The following is a 16,029-nucleotide window of genomic DNA, read 5'->3' as shown; positions in this document are numbered from 1 at the left end:
GCGGTGCGCCGGGTCGACCACGGCACGCCCAGGCCCGGGTGGGCGGAGACCAACCGCTCGCTCGGCCTGGTCTTCAACGACACCGTCGCCGCGGACGGCACCGTCGCGTCGTACTGGCGCGAGGGGCCGTTCTACGACTTCGACCTCGACGAGATCCTGCTCCTGGAGCAGGCCGCCGCCACCCTGCACGGCATGTGCGTGGCGGCCGGTGACCGCATCGTCGAGAGCTGTCCGCGCACCGACCCGGCGGTACGCCGCGAGGCCTACCTCACCTCGGTGTGCACGCCGCAGACGTGCCTGCTCAGCCGCGCCGGGGTGCCCGAGTACGTGCACGAGCAGGTCATCCGCACCTGGTACGACAACAGCCCGCAGGCCTGGACGCACAGCGACAAGGACCTGTTCGGCACGCACGCCCACACCCGGCAGAGTCCCGACTGCTCACCGCACGTCTACGGCCGCTTCGACATCTGGTACGGCGGCCGCGGCACCACCCCGAAACTGCTCGAATACAACGCGCAGACACCCACGTCGCTGCTGGAGGCGGCCGTGGTGCAGTGGAAGTGGCTGGAGGAGACCGGCCACACCCACCACTACGACCGGCAGTGGACCAGCGTGCACGAGCGCCTCATCGAGGCCTGGCGGCGCAACCTCGGCGAACTCGTCGCCGCCCGCCCCTGGCTCCCGCAGCGCCCCACGGTGTACTTCGCCTACGACGGCAGCGAAGCCTCCGGCGAGGACCTGATGAACGCGGGTTACCTCGCCGAGACGGCCCGGCAGGCGGGCTACCCGGTCGAGCTGATCGAGGTCGCGCAGATCGGCGTCGACATGGCCGACGGGCGCATCGTGTACGAGCCGAGCAAGGGTGCGCCCGGGACCCCGATCGACGTCATCTTCCTGCTGTACCCGTGGGAGTGGCTGTGGCACGAGGAGGGCGGCCGGCCCATCTTCGCCAACATGGCCGACCCGACCAAACGCGGCACCGTCTGGATCGAACCGCCGTGGACGGCCGCGCTGTGGTCCAACAAGGCACTGCTGCCGGTGCTGTGGGAGCTGTACCGCGACGACCCGGTGCGCCGGGAGCTGCTGCTGCCCGCGTACTTCGCCGACGAGCGGCCCGCCGACCTGACCAGCTACGCCCGCAAGCCGATCTGGTCCCGCGAGGGCGCGAACGTCGAACTCGTCCGCGACGGCACCGTGCTGGCCAGCACCGGCGGCGAGTACGGCGACACCGGCATGATCGTCCAGGGCCTGGCCGAGCTGCCGACGTTCGGCGGCCGGTACCACCCCGTGCTCGGCGTCTGGATGATCGACGGCGAACCGGCAGGCATGGGCATCCGCGAAGGCACCGGCACCGACGGCCTCATCACCCGCAACACCGCCGCCTTCGTCCCGCACACCATCGGCTCCCACCGCTGAGGCGCGGGCTGTCGCTCATGACGTGGCGTGCTGCCTGCGGTGCAGTGCGCGCATCTGGGCGGCGAGTTCCGGGGCCGGGCCGTCGACCGGGACACCCGGCGCGACCTGCTGGATCGGCAGCGGCAGCACCGGCCCGCGCGGCAGGCCCATCTCGTCGCGCCAGGCGGTGAGCTGCGCGGACGAGACGGCGTACACGATGCGGCCCAGGCCGACCCAGGCGTGGGCGGCCGAGCACATCGGGCAGTGCTCGCCGGAGGTGTAGACGGTGGCGGCGGCGCGCTGCGCGGGGGACAGGTGCCCGGCGGACCAGCGCGCGATCTCGAACTCCGGATGCCGGGTCTCGTCCCCGGCCGCGACGTGGTTGTGGTCCTCGAACAGCACCGTGCCGTCCGCGCCGACCAGCACCGACCCGAACGGCTCGTCGCCGACGGACAGTGCCAGCTCCGCCAGTTCGACACAGCGCCGCAGATGCCCGAGATCCGTTTCGTCGACCACTGTCACTCCCGTTCGGTGGATGTCCTCACGCAGCAGCGTACCGACCGCCGCTTTCGTGATCATGGGGGAGCGTGGCGACGGGCCGCGTGGCAAAATCCGCCGCATGGAGTTCAAGGACGTGATCCGCCGTCGCCGTATGGTCCGCCACTACGCCGACCGGCCGCTGAGCCCCGAGGTGATCGAGCGCATCCTGGCCAGTGCCCTGCGCGCGCCGTCGGCCGGGTTCTCCCAGGGCTGGGCCTTCCTGGCGCTGACCGAGCCAGCCGACCGGGCACGGTTCTGGCCGTTCGTGCCGACCCGCGTGGCGCAGACCCCGACGATGCAGCTCGCCCCGCTCGTCGTCATCCCGCTGGCCCACAAGGCCGCCTACCTCGCCAGGTATGCCCAGCCGGACAAGGGCTGGGAGGACCAGGCCGAAGCTCGCTGGCCGGTGCCGTACTGGCACATCGACACCGGGATGGCGTCGCTGATGATGCTGCTGTCGGCGGTCGACGAGGGACTGAGCGCCTGCTTCTTCGGCATCATGCCCCAGCAGGGACCCGACTTCGACGCCGTCACCGAGGTCCCGGCGCACACCGACGCGCTGCGCGCCGCGTTCGGCATCCCCGCCGAGTACGTCCCGATCGGCGGCATCTGCATCGGCTACCGCGCCGACGACGCCCCGGCCCAGGGCTCGCACGTCGCCCAGCGCCGTCGCGGCACCGCCGAGGTCATCCACCGCGGCCAGTGGGGCGTGCACGCCTCCTAGTGGCGGGTCAGGGTGCCGACCAGCCGGTCGCGGCGACGACATCGTCCGCGATGGCGATGACGGACCGGCCGTCGGTGCCGATCCGCACCACGTCGGCTGGGGCGTCCCGGTCCAGCCAGGCGGCGGCCCGCGCGCTGCGGGCGACGTGCACGTCGAGCCCGCTGCCCAGCTCGCGGGCCGCCAGCCGCCCGTTGGCGACCTCGTCCGAGGCGGTGAGCAGCACCCGCACGATCCGCACCGGCGCATTCAGGGCCCGCGCCAGCTCTTCGGCGTACAGCACGCTCACGGTGTTGGTGTAGACCAGCCGCCGGTAGCCGAGCGCGGAGAAGTTGCGCCAGAGCGCGGCGAGGTTGTCGAGCACGATCCGGGACCGGTCGGGGTCACCCGCGGGCGGCGGGTACACCTGCCCGAGGAAGTCGCCCTCCAGTTGCACGTGGGCGACTCCGGCCGCCTCCAGCCGCGCGCACACCTCCAGGGCGACGGTCGACTTGCCGACGCCCGAACGACCGCCGATGAACAGCACCTCGACCTGATCCGCACCCATCGGACCATGATGTCCGCACCGCGCCACCGCGTCGTGCGGGTTTCGCGATGGTAGGGCTGTCCCCACCGTCACCTCGGCGGGCAGCGGGATGGGAACGGGCTGCACGGACGCATAGCGTCAGGGGCATGACGATCCTTCGCCGCCTCGGCCTCGACGCCGCGTACAACCTGCTGGGCCTGCCGCTCGCGGTCGCCTCCTTCGCGCTGTGCGTGCCGCTGTTCGCCGCGGGCGTCGGCACCCTGGTGACGTTCTTCATCGGGGTCGCCTTGCTGGCGGCGGCGCTGCTGGTCGCCCGCGGGTTCGCCGATGTCGAGCGGCTGCGCCTGGAGAGGCTGTACGGCCGCCCGGTGCCCCGCCCGCGCTACCAGCCCGCACCCGAGGGCACCGGGTGGATCCGTCGGATGGCCAACCCGCTGCGCCAGGGCCAGGGGTGGCTCGACCTGCTCTACGGCATCGTCAACCTGCCCGTGGCGATCATCACCTTCGTGTTCACGCTGACCTGGTGGGCGCTGGCACTCGGCGGGCTGACCTACTGGATCTGGGGCCGGTTCGTGCCGGAGCCCGACGGCCAGAACATCGTGATCATCAGGCTGCTCGGTGCCGACGACGAGTCCACCCGGACCGTGTTCAACACGATGGTGGGCGTCTTCGCCCTGGTCACCGTGTACGCGGTGCAGCGGGGCATGGCGGCCCTGCACGCCGGGTTCGCCTCGATGCTGCTGACCCGGCTCGCCCAGCTGCAGGGGCGGATCGACCACCTGACCGAGGGCCGCGCCGCAGCGGTGTCGGCGGAGGCCGTCGCGCTGCGCAAGCTGGAGCGCGACATCCACGACGGCCCGCAGCAGCGGCTGATCCGGCTCGCGATGGAGCTGTCGCGCGCCCGCCGCCAGCTCGCCGACGACCCGGACGCCGCCGGGCACACCATCGAGGACGCGCTCGGGCAGGCCAAGGAGACCCTGGACGAGCTGCGGGCGCTGTCGCGCGGCATCGCCCCGCCGATCCTGGCCGACCGGGGCCTGGCCGCCGCGCTGACCTCGCTGGCCGAACGCTCCACGGTGCCGGTGACCCTGGACGTAGCCGTCGAGGGCAGGCTGGCCGCGTCGACGGAGAACGCCCTGTACTTCGCCGCCGCCGAGGCGCTGTCCAACATCGCCAAGCACAGCGGGGCCGCCTCCGCCCGGATCGAGGTCACCGAGCAGGATGGTCGCGTGTACCTGATGGTGACCGACGACGGCGCGGGTGGCGCGCACGTGGCCAAGGGCCACGGCCTGGCCGGGCTCGCCGACCGGCTGCGAGCCGTCGACGGCGAGTTTGCGGTCGACTCCCCGGCGGGCGGCCCGACGATCCTGGTCGCGCAGGCGCCGTCGACCGTGCCGGTGGCGTGATCGTATGCGCGTCGTCGTCGCCGAGGACAGCGTGCTGCTGCGCGAGGGCATCGTCCGGCTGCTGATCGAGGCGGGCCACGAGGTCGTCGCCGCGGTCGGCGACGGGCCCGCCCTGGTCGAGGCCATCGCCGCGCACACGCCGGATGTCGCGGTCGTCGACGTGCGCATGCCGCCCAGCCACACCGACGAGGGCCTGCGCGCGGCGGTGCAGGCCCGCCGGTCGGCTCCCGGCACGAAGGTGCTGGTCCTGTCGCAGTACGTGGAGCTGGCGTACGCCGACGAGCTGCTCGCCGACGGCCGGGGCGGGGTCGGCTACCTGCTCAAGGACGCGGTCGTCGACGTCGACGGCTTCCTGGACGCGCTGGCCCGGGTCGGGTCCGGTGCGACGGTGCTCGATCCGCAGGTCATCGCCCAGCTGATGCTGCGTGGCAGGAGGGACCCGGTGCGTACGCTGACCCCGCGCGAGCGCGAGGTGCTGGAGCTGATGGCCCAGGGCTACTCGAACACCGCGATCGGCCGGGCGCTGGTCATCGGCGACGGCGCGGTCGAAAAACACATCGGCAACATCTTCACCAAACTCGACCTGGCCCCCGACGCCGACCAGCACCGCCGCGTCCTCGCCGTCCTCGCCTACCTACGCTCCTGACACCCCGCCCCGCCACCATCCGCGGCGTCGCGGACGCTGCCGTCAGCCCGGCAGCTTGGCGGCGAGGATCTGGACTGTGCGGATCTCGGGGGGCTTGCTGAGGAGTTCGCCGGCGCGGCCCATCAGCGCGCCGGCGACGTCGCCGTCGAGGTGGGCCTGCAGCGCGGCCTCGTCATCGAAGGCGTCGACCAGGGCGAACGTCGACTCGTCGAGGCGGAAGGCGAACCACGCCACGGTGCCCTGCTCCGCCTGGACCAGCGGCAGCGCACCGGCGAGGAACGAGGCGACCTCGTCCTCCATGCCGGGAGCGGCGTGCAGTGTCGCCAGCAGACCGATCGTGACCATGCGCGGCTCCTGTCCTCGTCGCCCTCCGCGAGAGTATCGAGATCAGCGGTCCGATATAGGCGATTGATCCGTGTCGACCGGCGCGGCGGCTGTCGAGCGCGATCCGGCCTGCGTACGCCAGTGCCTGGCCTACGCTGGGCACATGGGCGGGCAGGCCGCTGGCGGCCGCAGGGTGCTGGTCACCGGCGCGACCGGGTACATCGGCGGACGGCTCGCCCCGCGGCTGCTCCAGGCGGGGCACCGGGTGCGCTGCCTGACCCGGTCGGCGACCCGGCTGCGCGACACGCCCTGGGCCGACCGGGCCGACATCGCCGAGGCCGACGTGCTCGACCACGCCGCGACCCGGCAGGCCCTGCGCGGCATCGAAGTGGCGTACTACCTGGTCCACTCGCTCGGCTCGCCGGGGTTCGCCGACGTCGACCGGCGGGCCGCGCAGACGTTCGCCGACGCGGCCCGGCAGGAGGGCGTACGCCGCATCGTCTACCTGGGCGGACCTGCCCCGCAGCGGGACGCCGAGGCGTCGGCGCACCTGCGCTCGCGTGACGAGGTCGGCAGGATCCTCACCAACTCCGGCGTCCCGACCGTCACCCTGCGCGCGGCGGTGATCATCGGCTCCGGCTCGGCGTCGTTCGAGATGCTGCGGCACCTGACCGAACGGCTGCCGGTGATGGTGACGCCGCGCTGGGTCGGCAACCGCATCCAGCCCATCGCGGTCCGCGATGTGCTGCACTACCTGGTCGGCTGGGCGAGCGTGCCCGGCGACGTGAACCGCTCCTTCGACATCGGCGGCCCCGACGTGCTCACCTACCGGGACATGATGAGCCGGTACGCCCGCGTCGCCGGGCTCAACCGGCGGGTCGTGGTGCCGGTGCGCACCCTGTCGCCGTGGCTGTCGTCGCTGTGGGTGGGCCTGGTGACACCGGTGCCGGGCGCGATCGCGACCCCGCTGGTGGAGAGCCTGATCCAGGACGCGGTCTGCCACGAGCACGACATCAGCCGGTACGTCACCGACCCGACGGGCGGGCTGAAGCCGTTCGACGAGGCGGTCCGGCTCGCGCTGGTGCGCGTCCGCGACGCCGAGGTGGAGACCCACTGGTCGACCGGCTCGTGGACGCGCGCCCCGGCCGAGCCGCTGCCCACCGACCCGGACTGGTCCGGCGGCAGCCTCTACGTCGACGAGCACACCGAGCGGGTCAAAGCCGCGCCGTCGGCACTGTGGGACGTCGTCTCCGGTGTCGGCGGCGACAACGGCTGGTACTCCTCCGACCTGGCCTGGACCGCGCGCGGCCTGCTCGACAAGGCGTTCGGCGGCATCGGCCTGCGCCGGGGCCGCCGCGACCCCGCCGTGCTGCGGCCAGGGGAGACGGTGGACTTCTGGCGGGTCGAGGACGTGGAGCCGGGACGGCTGCTGCGGCTGCGGGCCGAGATGCAGCTGCCAGGCCGGGCCTGGCTGGAGATGCGGGTCGGCGACGACCCCAAGGGCAGCCGGTACACCCAGCGCAGCGTCTTCGCACCACGTGGCCTGGCCGGGCACGTGTACTGGCGGGCCACCGCCCCCATGCACTCGCTGATCTTCGGCGACATGGCCCGCAACATCGCCCGCGCCGCCGAACGCTCCTGACCGCCGATCAGGCCCGCAGCACGTCCGCGAACAGGTCGACCAGCGCCGTCGCGCATGCGCCGTCCGGGTCCTTGTCGGGGTTGTAGCAGCCGACCGACACCCCGGCCAGCGCGTCGGACCCGGTCAGCGGCCGCATCAGCTCGTGCAGCTCGGGTAGCCCCAGCCCGCCCGGCATCAGGTAGTCCGTGGCCGGGAACGCCTGCTGGTCGAGCACGTCGACGTCGAGATGGACCCAGTACGAGCCGTCCTCGGCCAGCGCGTCGCGGGCCGCCGCGCCCGCCCCGGCCATGCCCTGCTCCCGCAGGTCGCCGGGCGTCAGCTCGGGCAGGTAGCCGAGTTGCTCGGGCAGCACCGAGCCGTACTCGATCGCCTCGGCGCGGTCGCGCGGCCCGAGCAGTCGCAACCGGTCAGGGTTGACCAGAGGCCCGCCGACCAGGTCGACCCAGTCCACGGGTCCGTGCCCGGTCACCACGGAGATCGGCATGTCGGCCGGCTCGCCGGTGGGGGAGGTGCGGCCGTCGTAGAGGTCCAGGTGCCCGTCGAGGTAGGCCAGGCCGGTGCCGCCGACGGCGTCCCGGGCCCCGGCGAGCACGGCGGGCAGCAGCGTGCAGCAGCCGCCGAGCACCAGCGGCCGGTGACCGGCGGTGATCAGCTGGCGCACGTGGCGGCGTACGACATCCGTCATGGTCTGGACCGAGGGCCAGGCCAGCACGCCGGTGCGCGCGTCGCGGTCCCTGCCGACCAGGCGCACCGGAAGGTCCCCGCCGTCCCGGCCGCCGATCGCCGCGACCATCCCGGCGGCTCGCAGCGCACCGGGCGACAGCTCGGTCCCGAATGGCGGATCGCCCGCCTCGGGCACCCCGACACAGTCGATCGGCACACCCACCACAGTGATCATGAACCGAGTCTCACCGCCTCCCGCACCCACGGCAAGCAGGCACGCCGCTGCGTCACGCCGCTCCGGCACCGCCGCGCCGGCGGTCGTCGGCCCAGAACATCGCCAGCCCGACCAGCAGCAAGCCGGTGGCCACCCATACCGCCTGATCGCCAAGGTGCACGGTGGCCAGGCCGCCGAGCAGCGCGCCCGAGGCGAACGAGCCGATCGCGGGCCACAGGTGGCGTGCCTGCGCACCCGCCTCACGGTCGTGCCGGACGACCGCGCCGTAGACGGCCTGGGCGGCGTTGCGCAGATTCGTGGTGGTGACCGTGGTGTTGAACGTCCAGTGACCGATCATCCCGAACGACGTGATCTGCACCGACGCCACGAACGAGATGAGCACCGCGACCAGGTCGTCGGACACGCCGGACGGCAGCAGCCCGACCAGCACCAGGACCAGGATCTCCAGCAGCAGCGCGGCCCGCACCGGCCGCCGCAGCGCGGCGGAGACCCGTGGTTGCCGGAGCGTCTCGGCGACCCACACCCCGACCACGAACGCGATGATCGGCGGCACGTGGCGCAGGGCCTCGCCCCACTGCGCCTGCGCCGCCTGAACACCCAGCAGGACCATGTTGCCGGTCTGCGCGGTCGCGAACACCCCGCCCCGACCCAGGAAGGTGTACGCGTCGAGGAACCCGGCGGCCATCGCGAGCAGCGCGATCAGGCGCAGCGACCGGGACGTCCGGTAGGGGATCCCGCCCGGTTCCGCCATCGCCGCCCTCCTGCCGCCGCCTACCCTCGATGCTTCCGCCTGATCGCCAGACCTGTGTCGGGATCGGGCGGACCCGGCGCAGGTTCGGTCCGGCGCGCTGTCGGCGTCGGTGGGTGGGTGGGGCTAGCCGGTTGCGGTTCTCGCGGGTGCATGCCGGATATCGGTCGGAGTCGGCCTGTTCGGGCCTAAAGTGATCATGTGGTCAAGGGCTCCGCGCGTGTCTGGGCACGCGAGACCGTGGAGTTCGGGCGGGTGACCGGGTTCAGCGACGGCCTGTTCTCCATCGCGATGACGCTGCTCATCGTCGAGGTCGCCGTGCCGCACATGGTCCACACCGGGGACACCCGGGAGCTGCTGGACCGGCTGGAGGACCTGATCCCGGAGTTCGTCGGCTTCTTCCTGTCGTTCGCGCTGATCGGCCGGTACTGGGTGGCCCACCACCAGATGTTCAGCGTGCTGCGCGGCATCGACTACGGCCTGATCTCGCGCAACCTCGTCTACCTGGCCTTCATCGCGTTCATGCCGTTCCCGACCGCGCTGCTCGGCGACTACTTCGACAACCCTCTCGCCGTGATCGCGTACGCCGTCACCGGCGCGATCGTCAGCGCCCTCGAAGTGGTCCTGCTGCGGTACGCCTGGAAGACGGGCCTGCTGCGCGTGAAGGTGACCCCGCAGGTGATGCGCTGGGGGTCGATCATGTCGCTGGCGCCGGTGGCGGCGTTCCTGGTCTCGATCCCGGCGGCGTTCGTCAGCACCCCACTGGCGGTAGCGATCTGGCTCCTGGCGGTCCCGTTCGGCATCTTCATGAACCGCCGCGCCCCAGCGGGCGCAGACGTCCTGGAGTAGGTCAACCCTTAAGGAGTCGCGGCCTCAAGGCCGGACTGATGCCGCAACTCTTTAAGAGTTGCGGCATAGGGGGCATAGGGGGCAGGGGCGGCAGGGGCGGCGTCAGTGGGCGGCGGCGATGGCGGGTTCGTCGGCCGGGGTGGTGTCCGGGGTGCGCTTGGCGACCCAGCGTTCGAAGAGGAGGCCGAGGAACGGGGGGATGGACGCTGCGCCGCCGACGAGCAGGCGGGCGAAGCTCCAGCGGTGCACGCGGGCGGTCCACAGCAGCGTCACCAGGTAGAAGACGAACATCGCGCCGTGTACGCGGCCGAAGACGAACACGCCGATGTCGTTCTTGACCACGATGTACTTGAAGAACATGCCGACGAGCAGCCCGGCCCACGAGATCGTCTCGGCGATGGCGGCGTAGCGGAACCAGCGGCCTGCGGTGCTCGACATGTATCTCTCCAGGTGGTCGACGTCGACGGGGCTGATCATAGAGCCGCGTCGGGGTCCCCGGCCGGACCCGCCACGCTGCTGTGATCGGCGCGACCCTAACCGCCGACCCAGGAAGCTTGCTGGCAGGCACGCGAAAACCACCTGAAGATCTGGGCGTACGCCGCAGAGTCGCTGGTCGGGGCTGACATCGAAACGCGGCATTGACGCGACCTGAGAAGCGCTCTAATTTGAACATGTGTTCAGAACGGATGTTCAGAATCATGTTGCGCCCGTGGGCATCTCCCGGACGCCGACCCTCACCCGAACCCGTGACCTGCCCGGACGCTGCGACGTCGCGGTGCTCGGCGGCGGGCTCGCCGGGCTCGCCACCGCGCTGCGGCTGCAGGCGGCCGGGCTGTCCACGGTCGTCTTCGAGGCGCACGGGCACGCCGGTGGCTGCGCCGGCTACTTCCGGCACCGGGGCTTCTCCTTCGACGTCGGGGCGACGACCCTGGTCGACTTCGCGCCCGGCGGTGTCGGCGACGAACTGCTGGCCAGCACCGGCGCACCCGCGCTGGACGCCGAGCAGCTGCCCGGATACGTCGCCTGGCTGCCCGACCGGGTCGTCACCCTGCACCGCGAGCAGTCGCGATGGCACGCCGAGCGGCTGCGCACCCTCGGCGACAGCCGGGCCCACCGGCGCTTCTGGGCGGAACTGGACCTGCTCGCCGAGGTGTTCTGGGCGGCCAGCAGGTCCGGCATCCGGCTGCCGGTGCGCACCCCGGCCGACGCGCTGCACGACCTGCGCGCGGTCGGGCTGCGGAACCTGCCGCTGGTCCGCCACCTCGGCCGGACCATGGGCGACGCGCTGCGCGCACACGGACTGCGCGGCCAGGACTCCCTGGTGTCGCTGCTCGGCATGCTGGTCGAGGACACCGTGCACAGCACCGTCGACCGGGCACCGCTGATCAACGCCGCGCTCGGGGTGACCATTCGCGGTGCTGGCCTGACCCGCCACCGGGGCGGCATGCACGGGTTCTGGCGGGCCCTGGTCACCCACTACCGGGCCCTCGGCGGGGACCTGCGCACCGGCTGTCGTGTACAGCGCGTCACGGATCGGCAGGACAGCCTCCTAGGACGGCGTAGACACGGTGACCCAGGGTTCACCGTGCACACCGCGCGCGGCAGCGTCGACGCCGATGCCGTGGTCAGTGCGCTGCCCGCGCCGGTCACGGCAGAGGTGGCGGCGGGCACGCCGGTCGCGGCGGGGCTGCGGCGCTACCTCGTACGCGACGAGCCCGACCTGGGCGGGGCGGTCGTGGTGTTCCTCGGCGTGCCCGAGCACGAGGTGGCGGGGCAGGAGTTCACGCACCACCAGCTGATGCAGGACTACCGGCGGCCGCTGGGGGAGGGCAACAACATGTTCGTGTCGGTGTCCTCGCCCGGTGACGAGATCAGCGCGCCGCCCGGCCACCGCGCCGTCATGATCTCCACGCATACCGAGCTGGCGGGGTGGCAGGGGCTGTCCGAGGCGGAGTACGCGGTGCGCAAGCGGGAGATCGGGCAGAGGCTGGTCGAGCACACCCGCCGGGTGTACCCGAGGCTGGGCGAGCAGGCCGTGGTCTGGCAGGTCGGCACGCCGCGCAGTTACGAGCGGTTCACGTGGCGGCCGCAGGGTGCGGTCGGCGGGGTGCGGCAGACGCTGCGCAACTCCAACCAGTTCGCGGTGCCGCACCGCACCGGGCTGCCCGGGTTCTGGCAGGTCGGCGACACGACGTGGCCGGGGCTGGGCACGGTGGCGTGCGTGCTGGGCAGCCGTCTGGTCGCGCAGGACGTGCTGCGGCACGCGCCGACGGGGGTGCGGTCGTGAGCCGGAAACTGCCCAGCCTGAACGAGGTCGGCACGGATCTGCTGGCCGTGTCGCCGTGGCGCACCCGGGTCGCGCTGGTCCGGCCGTACGCGATGATCGGTGTCTTCGTGCTGGTGGCGTGGGCCGGCTGGTGGTGGCTGACGCCGCTGGTGGTGTTCGGGGTGTTCGTGTCCGTGGTGACGGTGACCCACGACGTGGTGCACCGGGCGCTGGGGCTGACGCCCCGGCAGACCGAGTGGGCGCTGTTCTTCACCGGGCTCGTGCTGCTGGAGAGCGGCCACGCGTACCGGTCCACGCACCTGCAGCACCACCGGCTGTTCCCCAGCGACGACGACCCGGAGGGCTACCCGGCGAACCTGTCGCTGTTCGGGGCCGTCTGCTACGGGCCGGTGTTCCTGGTCCGGTTGTGGTGGTGGTCGTGGCGGCGGGCCCGCGGCGACCGGGGGCTGCGGACCTGGCTGCTGGCCGAGGTGGCGATGCCCGTCTCCGCGCTGGTCGGCGGCGTGCTGCTGTGGCCGGTGACCCCGGCGCTGCTGGCGTACGCGGTGATGGCGATCGTGGGCAGCTGGGTGTACCCGTTGCTGACCGTGTACCTGCCGCACCACGACTACGGCGACGAGCCGCTCACGCAGACGCGTACGCTGCGCGGGAGGGTCATCCCCGCGATCTTCCTCGAACTGACCTACCACCTGGAGCATCACCTGTACCCGCAGATCCCCAGCCACCGCCTGCCGGAGCTGGCCCGCCGCCTCGACCCGCACCTGTCCGCGGCGGGCGTGCGCCCGGTCCGGGTCATCTGATGCCGCCACGCGCCGACACCCGGGCGCGGGTGCTGCACGCGGCCGCCCGGACCCTCGCCGACGAGGGCTACGGCCGCTGCACCGCCCGCGCCATCGCCAAGACCGGCGGGTTCGCGCCCGGCGTCATCTACTACCACTTCACCGACCTCGACGACCTGTTCGTCGCCACGTCGCAGTTCACCAGCGAGGCCCGGCTCGCCCGCTACCGGGCCGAACTCGACGGCGTCGCCACCGCCGCCGACACCCTCGCCCGGCTGCGCCGCCTCTACGACGAGGACGGCGCGGCCGGTCACATCGCCGCGGTCCAGGAGCTGGTCGCCGCGGCGAACGCCAACGCCAAGCTGGCCGAGCAGGTCAAGGTCCAGACGGCGGTATGGCAGGACTTCGCCGCCGGGATCATCGAGCGCCTGCTCGCGGGCACGCCACTGGCCGAGCTGATCCCGGTACGCGAGGTCGCCACGGCCGCGGTCGCGCTGTACCTCGGCATGGAGATGCTGTCCCACCTCGACGCGCACCGCCTCGGCCCGGACGCCCTGTTCGACGCCGCCGAGCGGTTCGCGCCGCTGGTCGACGCCTGGCGGCTCAGCCTGGCCGACCAGGCGGACTGACCGGGCCACGAGAAGATCCGCGGCGACCGGTAACCAGAGCACGGCAGGCGGACATCACCGGGTATGGAACAAGACAACGCGGCCGCAGCAGGGCGCTTCAAGGAGCTGTTCGACGCCCATTACGCGGAGCTGACGCGTTTCGCCACCCGTCGGGTGGGCCCCGACGCGGCCGGAGACATCGTGTCCGGCACGTTCCTCGTCGCCTGGCGCCGCTTCTCGCAGCTGCCCGCCGAACACCCCCGGGCCTGGCTGTACGCCACCGCACGGCACCTGATCGCCAACGAGCTGCGGGCCCGTGCCCGCCGGGAGCGGCTGTCCGCGAAGGCGGCCGTCACGGCCGAGGCCGTCGTGGACGACCACGCCGGTCAGGTCGGTGAGCACCTGCGGGTGCGCGCCGTGCTGGCTGGGCTGTCGCCTGCCGACCAGGAGGTTCTGCGCCTGGCCGAGTGGGAGGCGCTCGACGTGGCCGAGATGGCGATCGTGCTCGGCTGCAGCCGGGTCGCGGTCAAGGTGCGGCTGCACCGGGCCCGGCGCCGGTTCGCGGCCCGGCTGCTGGCCACCGAGGAGTCCGGCGCCCCGGCGACATCCCGCCCGCCCATGCCGTCCATCGTCGCTGAAGGGACCCGTTCATGAACGACCGCAGCAGCACCGCCCTCGCCCGGCTCCGCGCCGCCGACCCGGCCCCGGCCGCCCCCGACCCGTCCGACCCGTACGCCCGCGCGATGCTCGACCGGGTGCTGACCACGGCCGACGCGCCGCCCTCGCCGGTCCGTCCCGGCCGCCGCAGGCTCGCGATGGCGCTGGCCGCCGCGTCGGTGCTCGGCGCGGCCGGGGTGCTGGCGGTGGCCGAGCCCTGGGCCGCACCGGCTGAGGCGTACTCGGTCGGCACCAACGCCGACGGGTCGATCGAGGTGAGTTTCGACGCCGCCGAGCTGACCGATCCCGCGAAGCTGAACGCCGACCTGGCGCGTGCGGGTGCCCGCACCGTCGTGATGGGCTTCGCGCCTGCCGAGCAGTGCACGGGCGGGACCACGATCGACGTCTATTACGAGCTGCCGCTGCCCGGCACACCCGAGCACGCCACGACGCCGATCGACTACCAGCTGCGTGAGGACGGCGTCTTCGTCGTCATCCGGCCGCAGTACCTGCCGCCCGCCGACACGCTGGTGATCGGCTACGCCGTCCACGACGGCGCGGAGGGGCGTACCACCATGGTGCGCCCGGTGGTCGTCATGACGGTCCCGACCTGCCTGGCCCGCCCGACCCCGCCGGTGATCGCGCCGAACTGACGTCGGCGTGGCCCCGGTCGGCGGTCCATCAGCGGGCCGCCGACCGGGCAACCGGATTGCCGATGGCAGGGCTGCCCGGCAGGGTGGACCCATGGTGATCGACGGGGGACGGCGGTGACGCCGCCGGTACGCAGGCTCGGGCGGATCTACGCGGCGCTGCGGGCCTGCGACGAGGGTGTGCTGTTCTTCCCGGTGTACGCGCTGCTGATGGCCGACTCGGGGCTGTCGACCGCGCAGGTGACTTCGCTGTTCGTCATCTGGAGCGCGGTCGCGTTCGCGCTGGAGGTGCCGTCGGGGGCGTGGGCGGACACGTACTCGCGGCGCAGGCTGCTGGCCGCGGGGGCGCTGGCGCGGGCGGCCGGGTTCGCGGTGTGGTTCCTGTGGCCGGTGTACGCCGGGTTCGCGATCGGGTTCGTGCTGTGGGGTGTGCGCAGCGCGATCAGTTCGGGGACGAAGGAGGCGCTGCTCTACGACGAGCTGGCCGCCGAGGGCGCCACGGACCGCTACACCGCGCTCGCGGGGCGCGCGGCGACGGTGGCCATGGTGTCGATGCTGGCCGCGAGCGCGCTGGCGGCCCCGGCGTACAAACTGGGCGGTTATGGTCTGGTCGCCCTGGGCAGCGTGCTGGCCTGCCTGGGCAGCGCCGCAGCGGCCTTGGCCCTGCCGGAACGGGCGCGCGTGCGGCCGGCAGGCTCGCCAGGTGCGCGGGCTTACGTGCGCAATCTCCGTGACGGGCTGGCGGAGGTGCGTGCCGACCGGCGGGTGTGGCAGGCCGTGCTGATCGCGGCGGCGGTGCCGAGCCTGAGCGCCCTCGACGAGTACGGGCCGTTGCTGGTCCGGGACCTGGGCGTGCCTACCGCCGGGGTGCCGCTGGTCATCGCGGCACTGATCGCGGCGATGGCGCTGGGCAGCGCGCTGGCCGAACGCTGGCGGGCGACACCGCTGGCGACCGGGCTGACCATCACCGGAGCGGGTCTGGCGCTGGCGGTCGGTGCGCTGGACGGGGGAGTCGCAGGGTTGGTGCCGATCGCGGTCTGCTTCGGACTGCTGCAGCTGACCCGGGTGCTGACCGAGGCCAGGTTGCAGCACACGATGAGCGGGCACACGCGCGCGACGGTGCTGTCGGTGTCGGGCTTCGGCGCGGAGCTGGGGGCGCTGGCCGTGTACGGCTGCTTCGGTCTCGGCTCGCTGTGGCTGGGCATCGCGCCGCTGGCGGCGGTGTTCGCGGTTCCGATCGTGCTGGTCGGGCTGGCCGCGGTGCGCTGGCTGCCCGGGGACGGCACCGCTCGGGCAGCCACCGAGGCCGCCTGAGGCGCCCGTCCGATCGGGACGGTGGCGGCTCGGCGGGAT

General features: G+C 72.8%; 18 protein-coding genes. 12 read left to right on the top strand and 6 right to left on the bottom strand.

All coding sequences use genetic code 11. From position 1 onward, the window contains the following. The first annotated feature begins 3 nt into the window (after window positions 1–3). Window positions 4–1,416: a glutathionylspermidine synthase family protein gene (locus HAV40_RS01275; protein ID WP_166378118.1), complete on the top strand. Its 1,413-nt coding sequence runs from the start codon at window positions 4–6 to the stop codon at window positions 1,414–1,416. 15 nt (window positions 1,417–1,431) lie between these two features. Here HAV40_RS01275 and HAV40_RS01270 read toward each other — a convergent pair whose 3' ends face one another. Then, entirely contained in the window at window positions 1,432–1,911 is a 480-nt protein-coding gene (locus HAV40_RS01270; RefSeq protein ID WP_239086251.1) for a nucleoside deaminase, read from the bottom strand. Between the two features lie 103 nt (window positions 1,912–2,014). Here HAV40_RS01270 and HAV40_RS01265 point away from each other — a divergent pair, with 103 nt between their 5' ends. Beyond that, window positions 2,015–2,659 carry a nitroreductase family protein gene (locus tag HAV40_RS01265; protein WP_166378113.1) on the top strand — a complete coding sequence of 215 codons (645 nt, stop codon included), beginning with the start codon at window positions 2,015–2,017 and terminating at the stop codon, window positions 2,657–2,659. 7 nt (window positions 2,660–2,666) lie between these two features. Here the strand turns inward: HAV40_RS01265 and HAV40_RS01260 are convergent, their stop codons facing one another. Continuing rightward, window positions 2,667–3,203 carry a P-loop nucleotide/nucleoside kinase family protein gene (locus tag HAV40_RS01260; RefSeq protein WP_203671295.1) on the bottom strand — a complete coding sequence of 179 codons (537 nt, stop codon included), beginning with the start codon at window positions 3,201–3,203 and terminating at the stop codon, window positions 2,667–2,669. Window positions 3,204–3,328: 125 nt separating this feature from the next. On the opposite strand from HAV40_RS01260, the gene HAV40_RS01255 reads away from it, so the two are divergent. Together HAV40_RS01255 and HAV40_RS01250 are read left to right on the top strand one after the other, a co-directional pair. Further along, the gene (locus HAV40_RS01255) at window positions 3,329–4,588 is read left to right on the top strand and encodes a sensor histidine kinase (RefSeq protein WP_203671293.1); all 1,260 of its coding nucleotides are present in this window, start codon (window positions 3,329–3,331) and stop codon (window positions 4,586–4,588) included. A 4-nt stretch (window positions 4,589–4,592) separates the two neighbouring features. Beyond that, on the top strand, window positions 4,593–5,234 hold the full coding sequence (locus tag HAV40_RS01250; protein WP_166378109.1) for a response regulator transcription factor: 642 nt from the start codon (window positions 4,593–4,595) through the stop codon (window positions 5,232–5,234). Window positions 5,235–5,276: 42 nt separating this feature from the next. Here the strand turns inward: HAV40_RS01250 and HAV40_RS01245 are convergent, their stop codons facing one another. Further along, window positions 5,277–5,579, bottom strand: coding sequence for a putative quinol monooxygenase (locus HAV40_RS01245; protein ID WP_166378107.1), 303 nt, complete (start codon window positions 5,577–5,579; stop codon window positions 5,277–5,279). Window positions 5,580–5,721: 142 nt separating this feature from the next. Here HAV40_RS01245 and HAV40_RS01240 point away from each other — a divergent pair, with 142 nt between their 5' ends. Continuing rightward, window positions 5,722–7,200, top strand: coding sequence for an SDR family oxidoreductase (locus HAV40_RS01240; RefSeq protein WP_166380007.1), 1,479 nt, complete (start codon window positions 5,722–5,724; stop codon window positions 7,198–7,200). Window positions 7,201–7,207: 7 nt separating this feature from the next. On the opposite strand, the gene HAV40_RS01235 is transcribed toward HAV40_RS01240, so the two are convergent. Beyond that, window positions 7,208–8,098 carry an arginase family protein gene (locus HAV40_RS01235; protein WP_166378105.1) on the bottom strand — a complete coding sequence of 297 codons (891 nt, stop codon included), beginning with the start codon at window positions 8,096–8,098 and terminating at the stop codon, window positions 7,208–7,210. Between the two features lie 52 nt (window positions 8,099–8,150). Beyond that, entirely contained in the window at window positions 8,151–8,849 is a 699-nt protein-coding gene (locus HAV40_RS01230; protein WP_166378103.1) for a YoaK family protein, read from the bottom strand. Window positions 8,850–9,047: 198 nt separating this feature from the next. Between HAV40_RS01230 and HAV40_RS01225 the strand changes: the two genes are divergently transcribed. Next, the gene (locus HAV40_RS01225; protein WP_166378101.1) at window positions 9,048–9,695 is read left to right on the top strand and encodes a TMEM175 family protein; all 648 of its coding nucleotides are present in this window, start codon (window positions 9,048–9,050) and stop codon (window positions 9,693–9,695) included. 102 nt (window positions 9,696–9,797) lie between these two features. On the opposite strand, the gene HAV40_RS01220 is transcribed toward HAV40_RS01225, so the two are convergent. Continuing rightward, window positions 9,798–10,133: a DUF3817 domain-containing protein gene (locus HAV40_RS01220; RefSeq protein WP_166378099.1), complete on the bottom strand. Its 336-nt coding sequence runs from the start codon at window positions 10,131–10,133 to the stop codon at window positions 9,798–9,800. 271 nt (window positions 10,134–10,404) lie between these two features. Between HAV40_RS01220 and HAV40_RS01215 the strand changes: the two genes are divergently transcribed. From HAV40_RS01215 to HAV40_RS01190, 6 genes are all read left to right on the top strand, one after another. Further along, entirely contained in the window at window positions 10,405–11,982 is a 1,578-nt protein-coding gene (locus tag HAV40_RS01215) for a phytoene desaturase family protein (protein WP_239086247.1), read from the top strand. Continuing rightward, window positions 11,979–12,782: a fatty acid desaturase family protein gene (locus tag HAV40_RS01210; protein ID WP_239086246.1), complete on the top strand. Its 804-nt coding sequence runs from the start codon at window positions 11,979–11,981 to the stop codon at window positions 12,780–12,782. Before HAV40_RS01215 ends, HAV40_RS01210 begins: the two co-directional genes overlap by 4 nt. Further along, the gene (locus tag HAV40_RS01205; protein WP_166378095.1) at window positions 12,782–13,390 is read left to right on the top strand and encodes a TetR/AcrR family transcriptional regulator; all 609 of its coding nucleotides are present in this window, start codon (window positions 12,782–12,784) and stop codon (window positions 13,388–13,390) included. The genes HAV40_RS01210 and HAV40_RS01205 overlap by 1 nt, the downstream gene beginning before the upstream one ends. Window positions 13,391–13,453: 63 nt before the next feature. Continuing rightward, window positions 13,454–14,023, top strand: a complete 570-nt coding sequence (locus HAV40_RS01200) for an RNA polymerase sigma factor (protein ID WP_166378093.1) — start codon at window positions 13,454–13,456, stop codon at window positions 14,021–14,023. Beyond that, window positions 14,020–14,679 carry a hypothetical protein gene (locus HAV40_RS01195; RefSeq protein ID WP_166378091.1) on the top strand — a complete coding sequence of 220 codons (660 nt, stop codon included), beginning with the start codon at window positions 14,020–14,022 and terminating at the stop codon, window positions 14,677–14,679. The genes HAV40_RS01200 and HAV40_RS01195 overlap by 4 nt, the downstream gene beginning before the upstream one ends. 114 nt (window positions 14,680–14,793) lie before the next feature. Beyond that, on the top strand, window positions 14,794–15,990 hold the full coding sequence (locus HAV40_RS01190; RefSeq protein WP_239086245.1) for an MFS transporter: 1,197 nt from the start codon (window positions 14,794–14,796) through the stop codon (window positions 15,988–15,990). Window positions 15,991–16,029 lie beyond the last annotated feature (39 nt).

Origin of the sequence: Catellatospora methionotrophica, from assembly GCF_011297335.1 — a bacterium.
Lineage (GTDB): Bacteria > Actinomycetota > Actinomycetes > Mycobacteriales > Micromonosporaceae > Catellatospora > Catellatospora methionotrophica.
The sequence above is the reverse complement of the archived record's forward strand: the minus strand, read 5'-3'. Positions and strand labels throughout refer to the sequence as shown.

Bases quoted from the DNA above. Each gene is read 5' to 3' on its own strand.
- HAV40_RS01265 (WP_166378113.1), top strand. From the start codon at position 2,015: ATGGAGTTCAAGGACGTGATCCGCCGTCGCCGTATGGTCCGCCACTAC.
- HAV40_RS01260 (WP_203671295.1), bottom strand. From the start codon at position 3,203: ATGGGTGCGGATCAGGTCGAGGTGCTGTTCATCGGCGGTCGTTCGGGC.
- HAV40_RS01255 (WP_203671293.1), top strand. From the start codon at position 3,329: ATGACGATCCTTCGCCGCCTCGGCCTCGACGCCGCGTACAACCTGCTG.
- HAV40_RS01250 (WP_166378109.1), top strand. From the start codon at position 4,593: ATGCGCGTCGTCGTCGCCGAGGACAGCGTGCTGCTGCGCGAGGGCATC.
- HAV40_RS01245 (WP_166378107.1), bottom strand. From the start codon at position 5,579: ATGGTCACGATCGGTCTGCTGGCGACACTGCACGCCGCTCCCGGCATG.
- HAV40_RS01240 (WP_166380007.1), top strand. From the start codon at position 5,722: ATGGGCGGGCAGGCCGCTGGCGGCCGCAGGGTGCTGGTCACCGGCGCG.
- HAV40_RS01235 (WP_166378105.1), bottom strand. From the start codon at position 8,098: ATGATCACTGTGGTGGGTGTGCCGATCGACTGTGTCGGGGTGCCCGAG.
- HAV40_RS01230 (WP_166378103.1), bottom strand. From the start codon at position 8,849: ATGGCGGAACCGGGCGGGATCCCCTACCGGACGTCCCGGTCGCTGCGC.
- HAV40_RS01220 (WP_166378099.1), bottom strand. From the start codon at position 10,133: ATGTCGAGCACCGCAGGCCGCTGGTTCCGCTACGCCGCCATCGCCGAG.
- HAV40_RS01205 (WP_166378095.1), top strand. From the start codon at position 12,782: ATGCCGCCACGCGCCGACACCCGGGCGCGGGTGCTGCACGCGGCCGCC.
- HAV40_RS01200 (WP_166378093.1), top strand. From the start codon at position 13,454: ATGGAACAAGACAACGCGGCCGCAGCAGGGCGCTTCAAGGAGCTGTTC.
- HAV40_RS01195 (WP_166378091.1), top strand. From the start codon at position 14,020: ATGAACGACCGCAGCAGCACCGCCCTCGCCCGGCTCCGCGCCGCCGAC.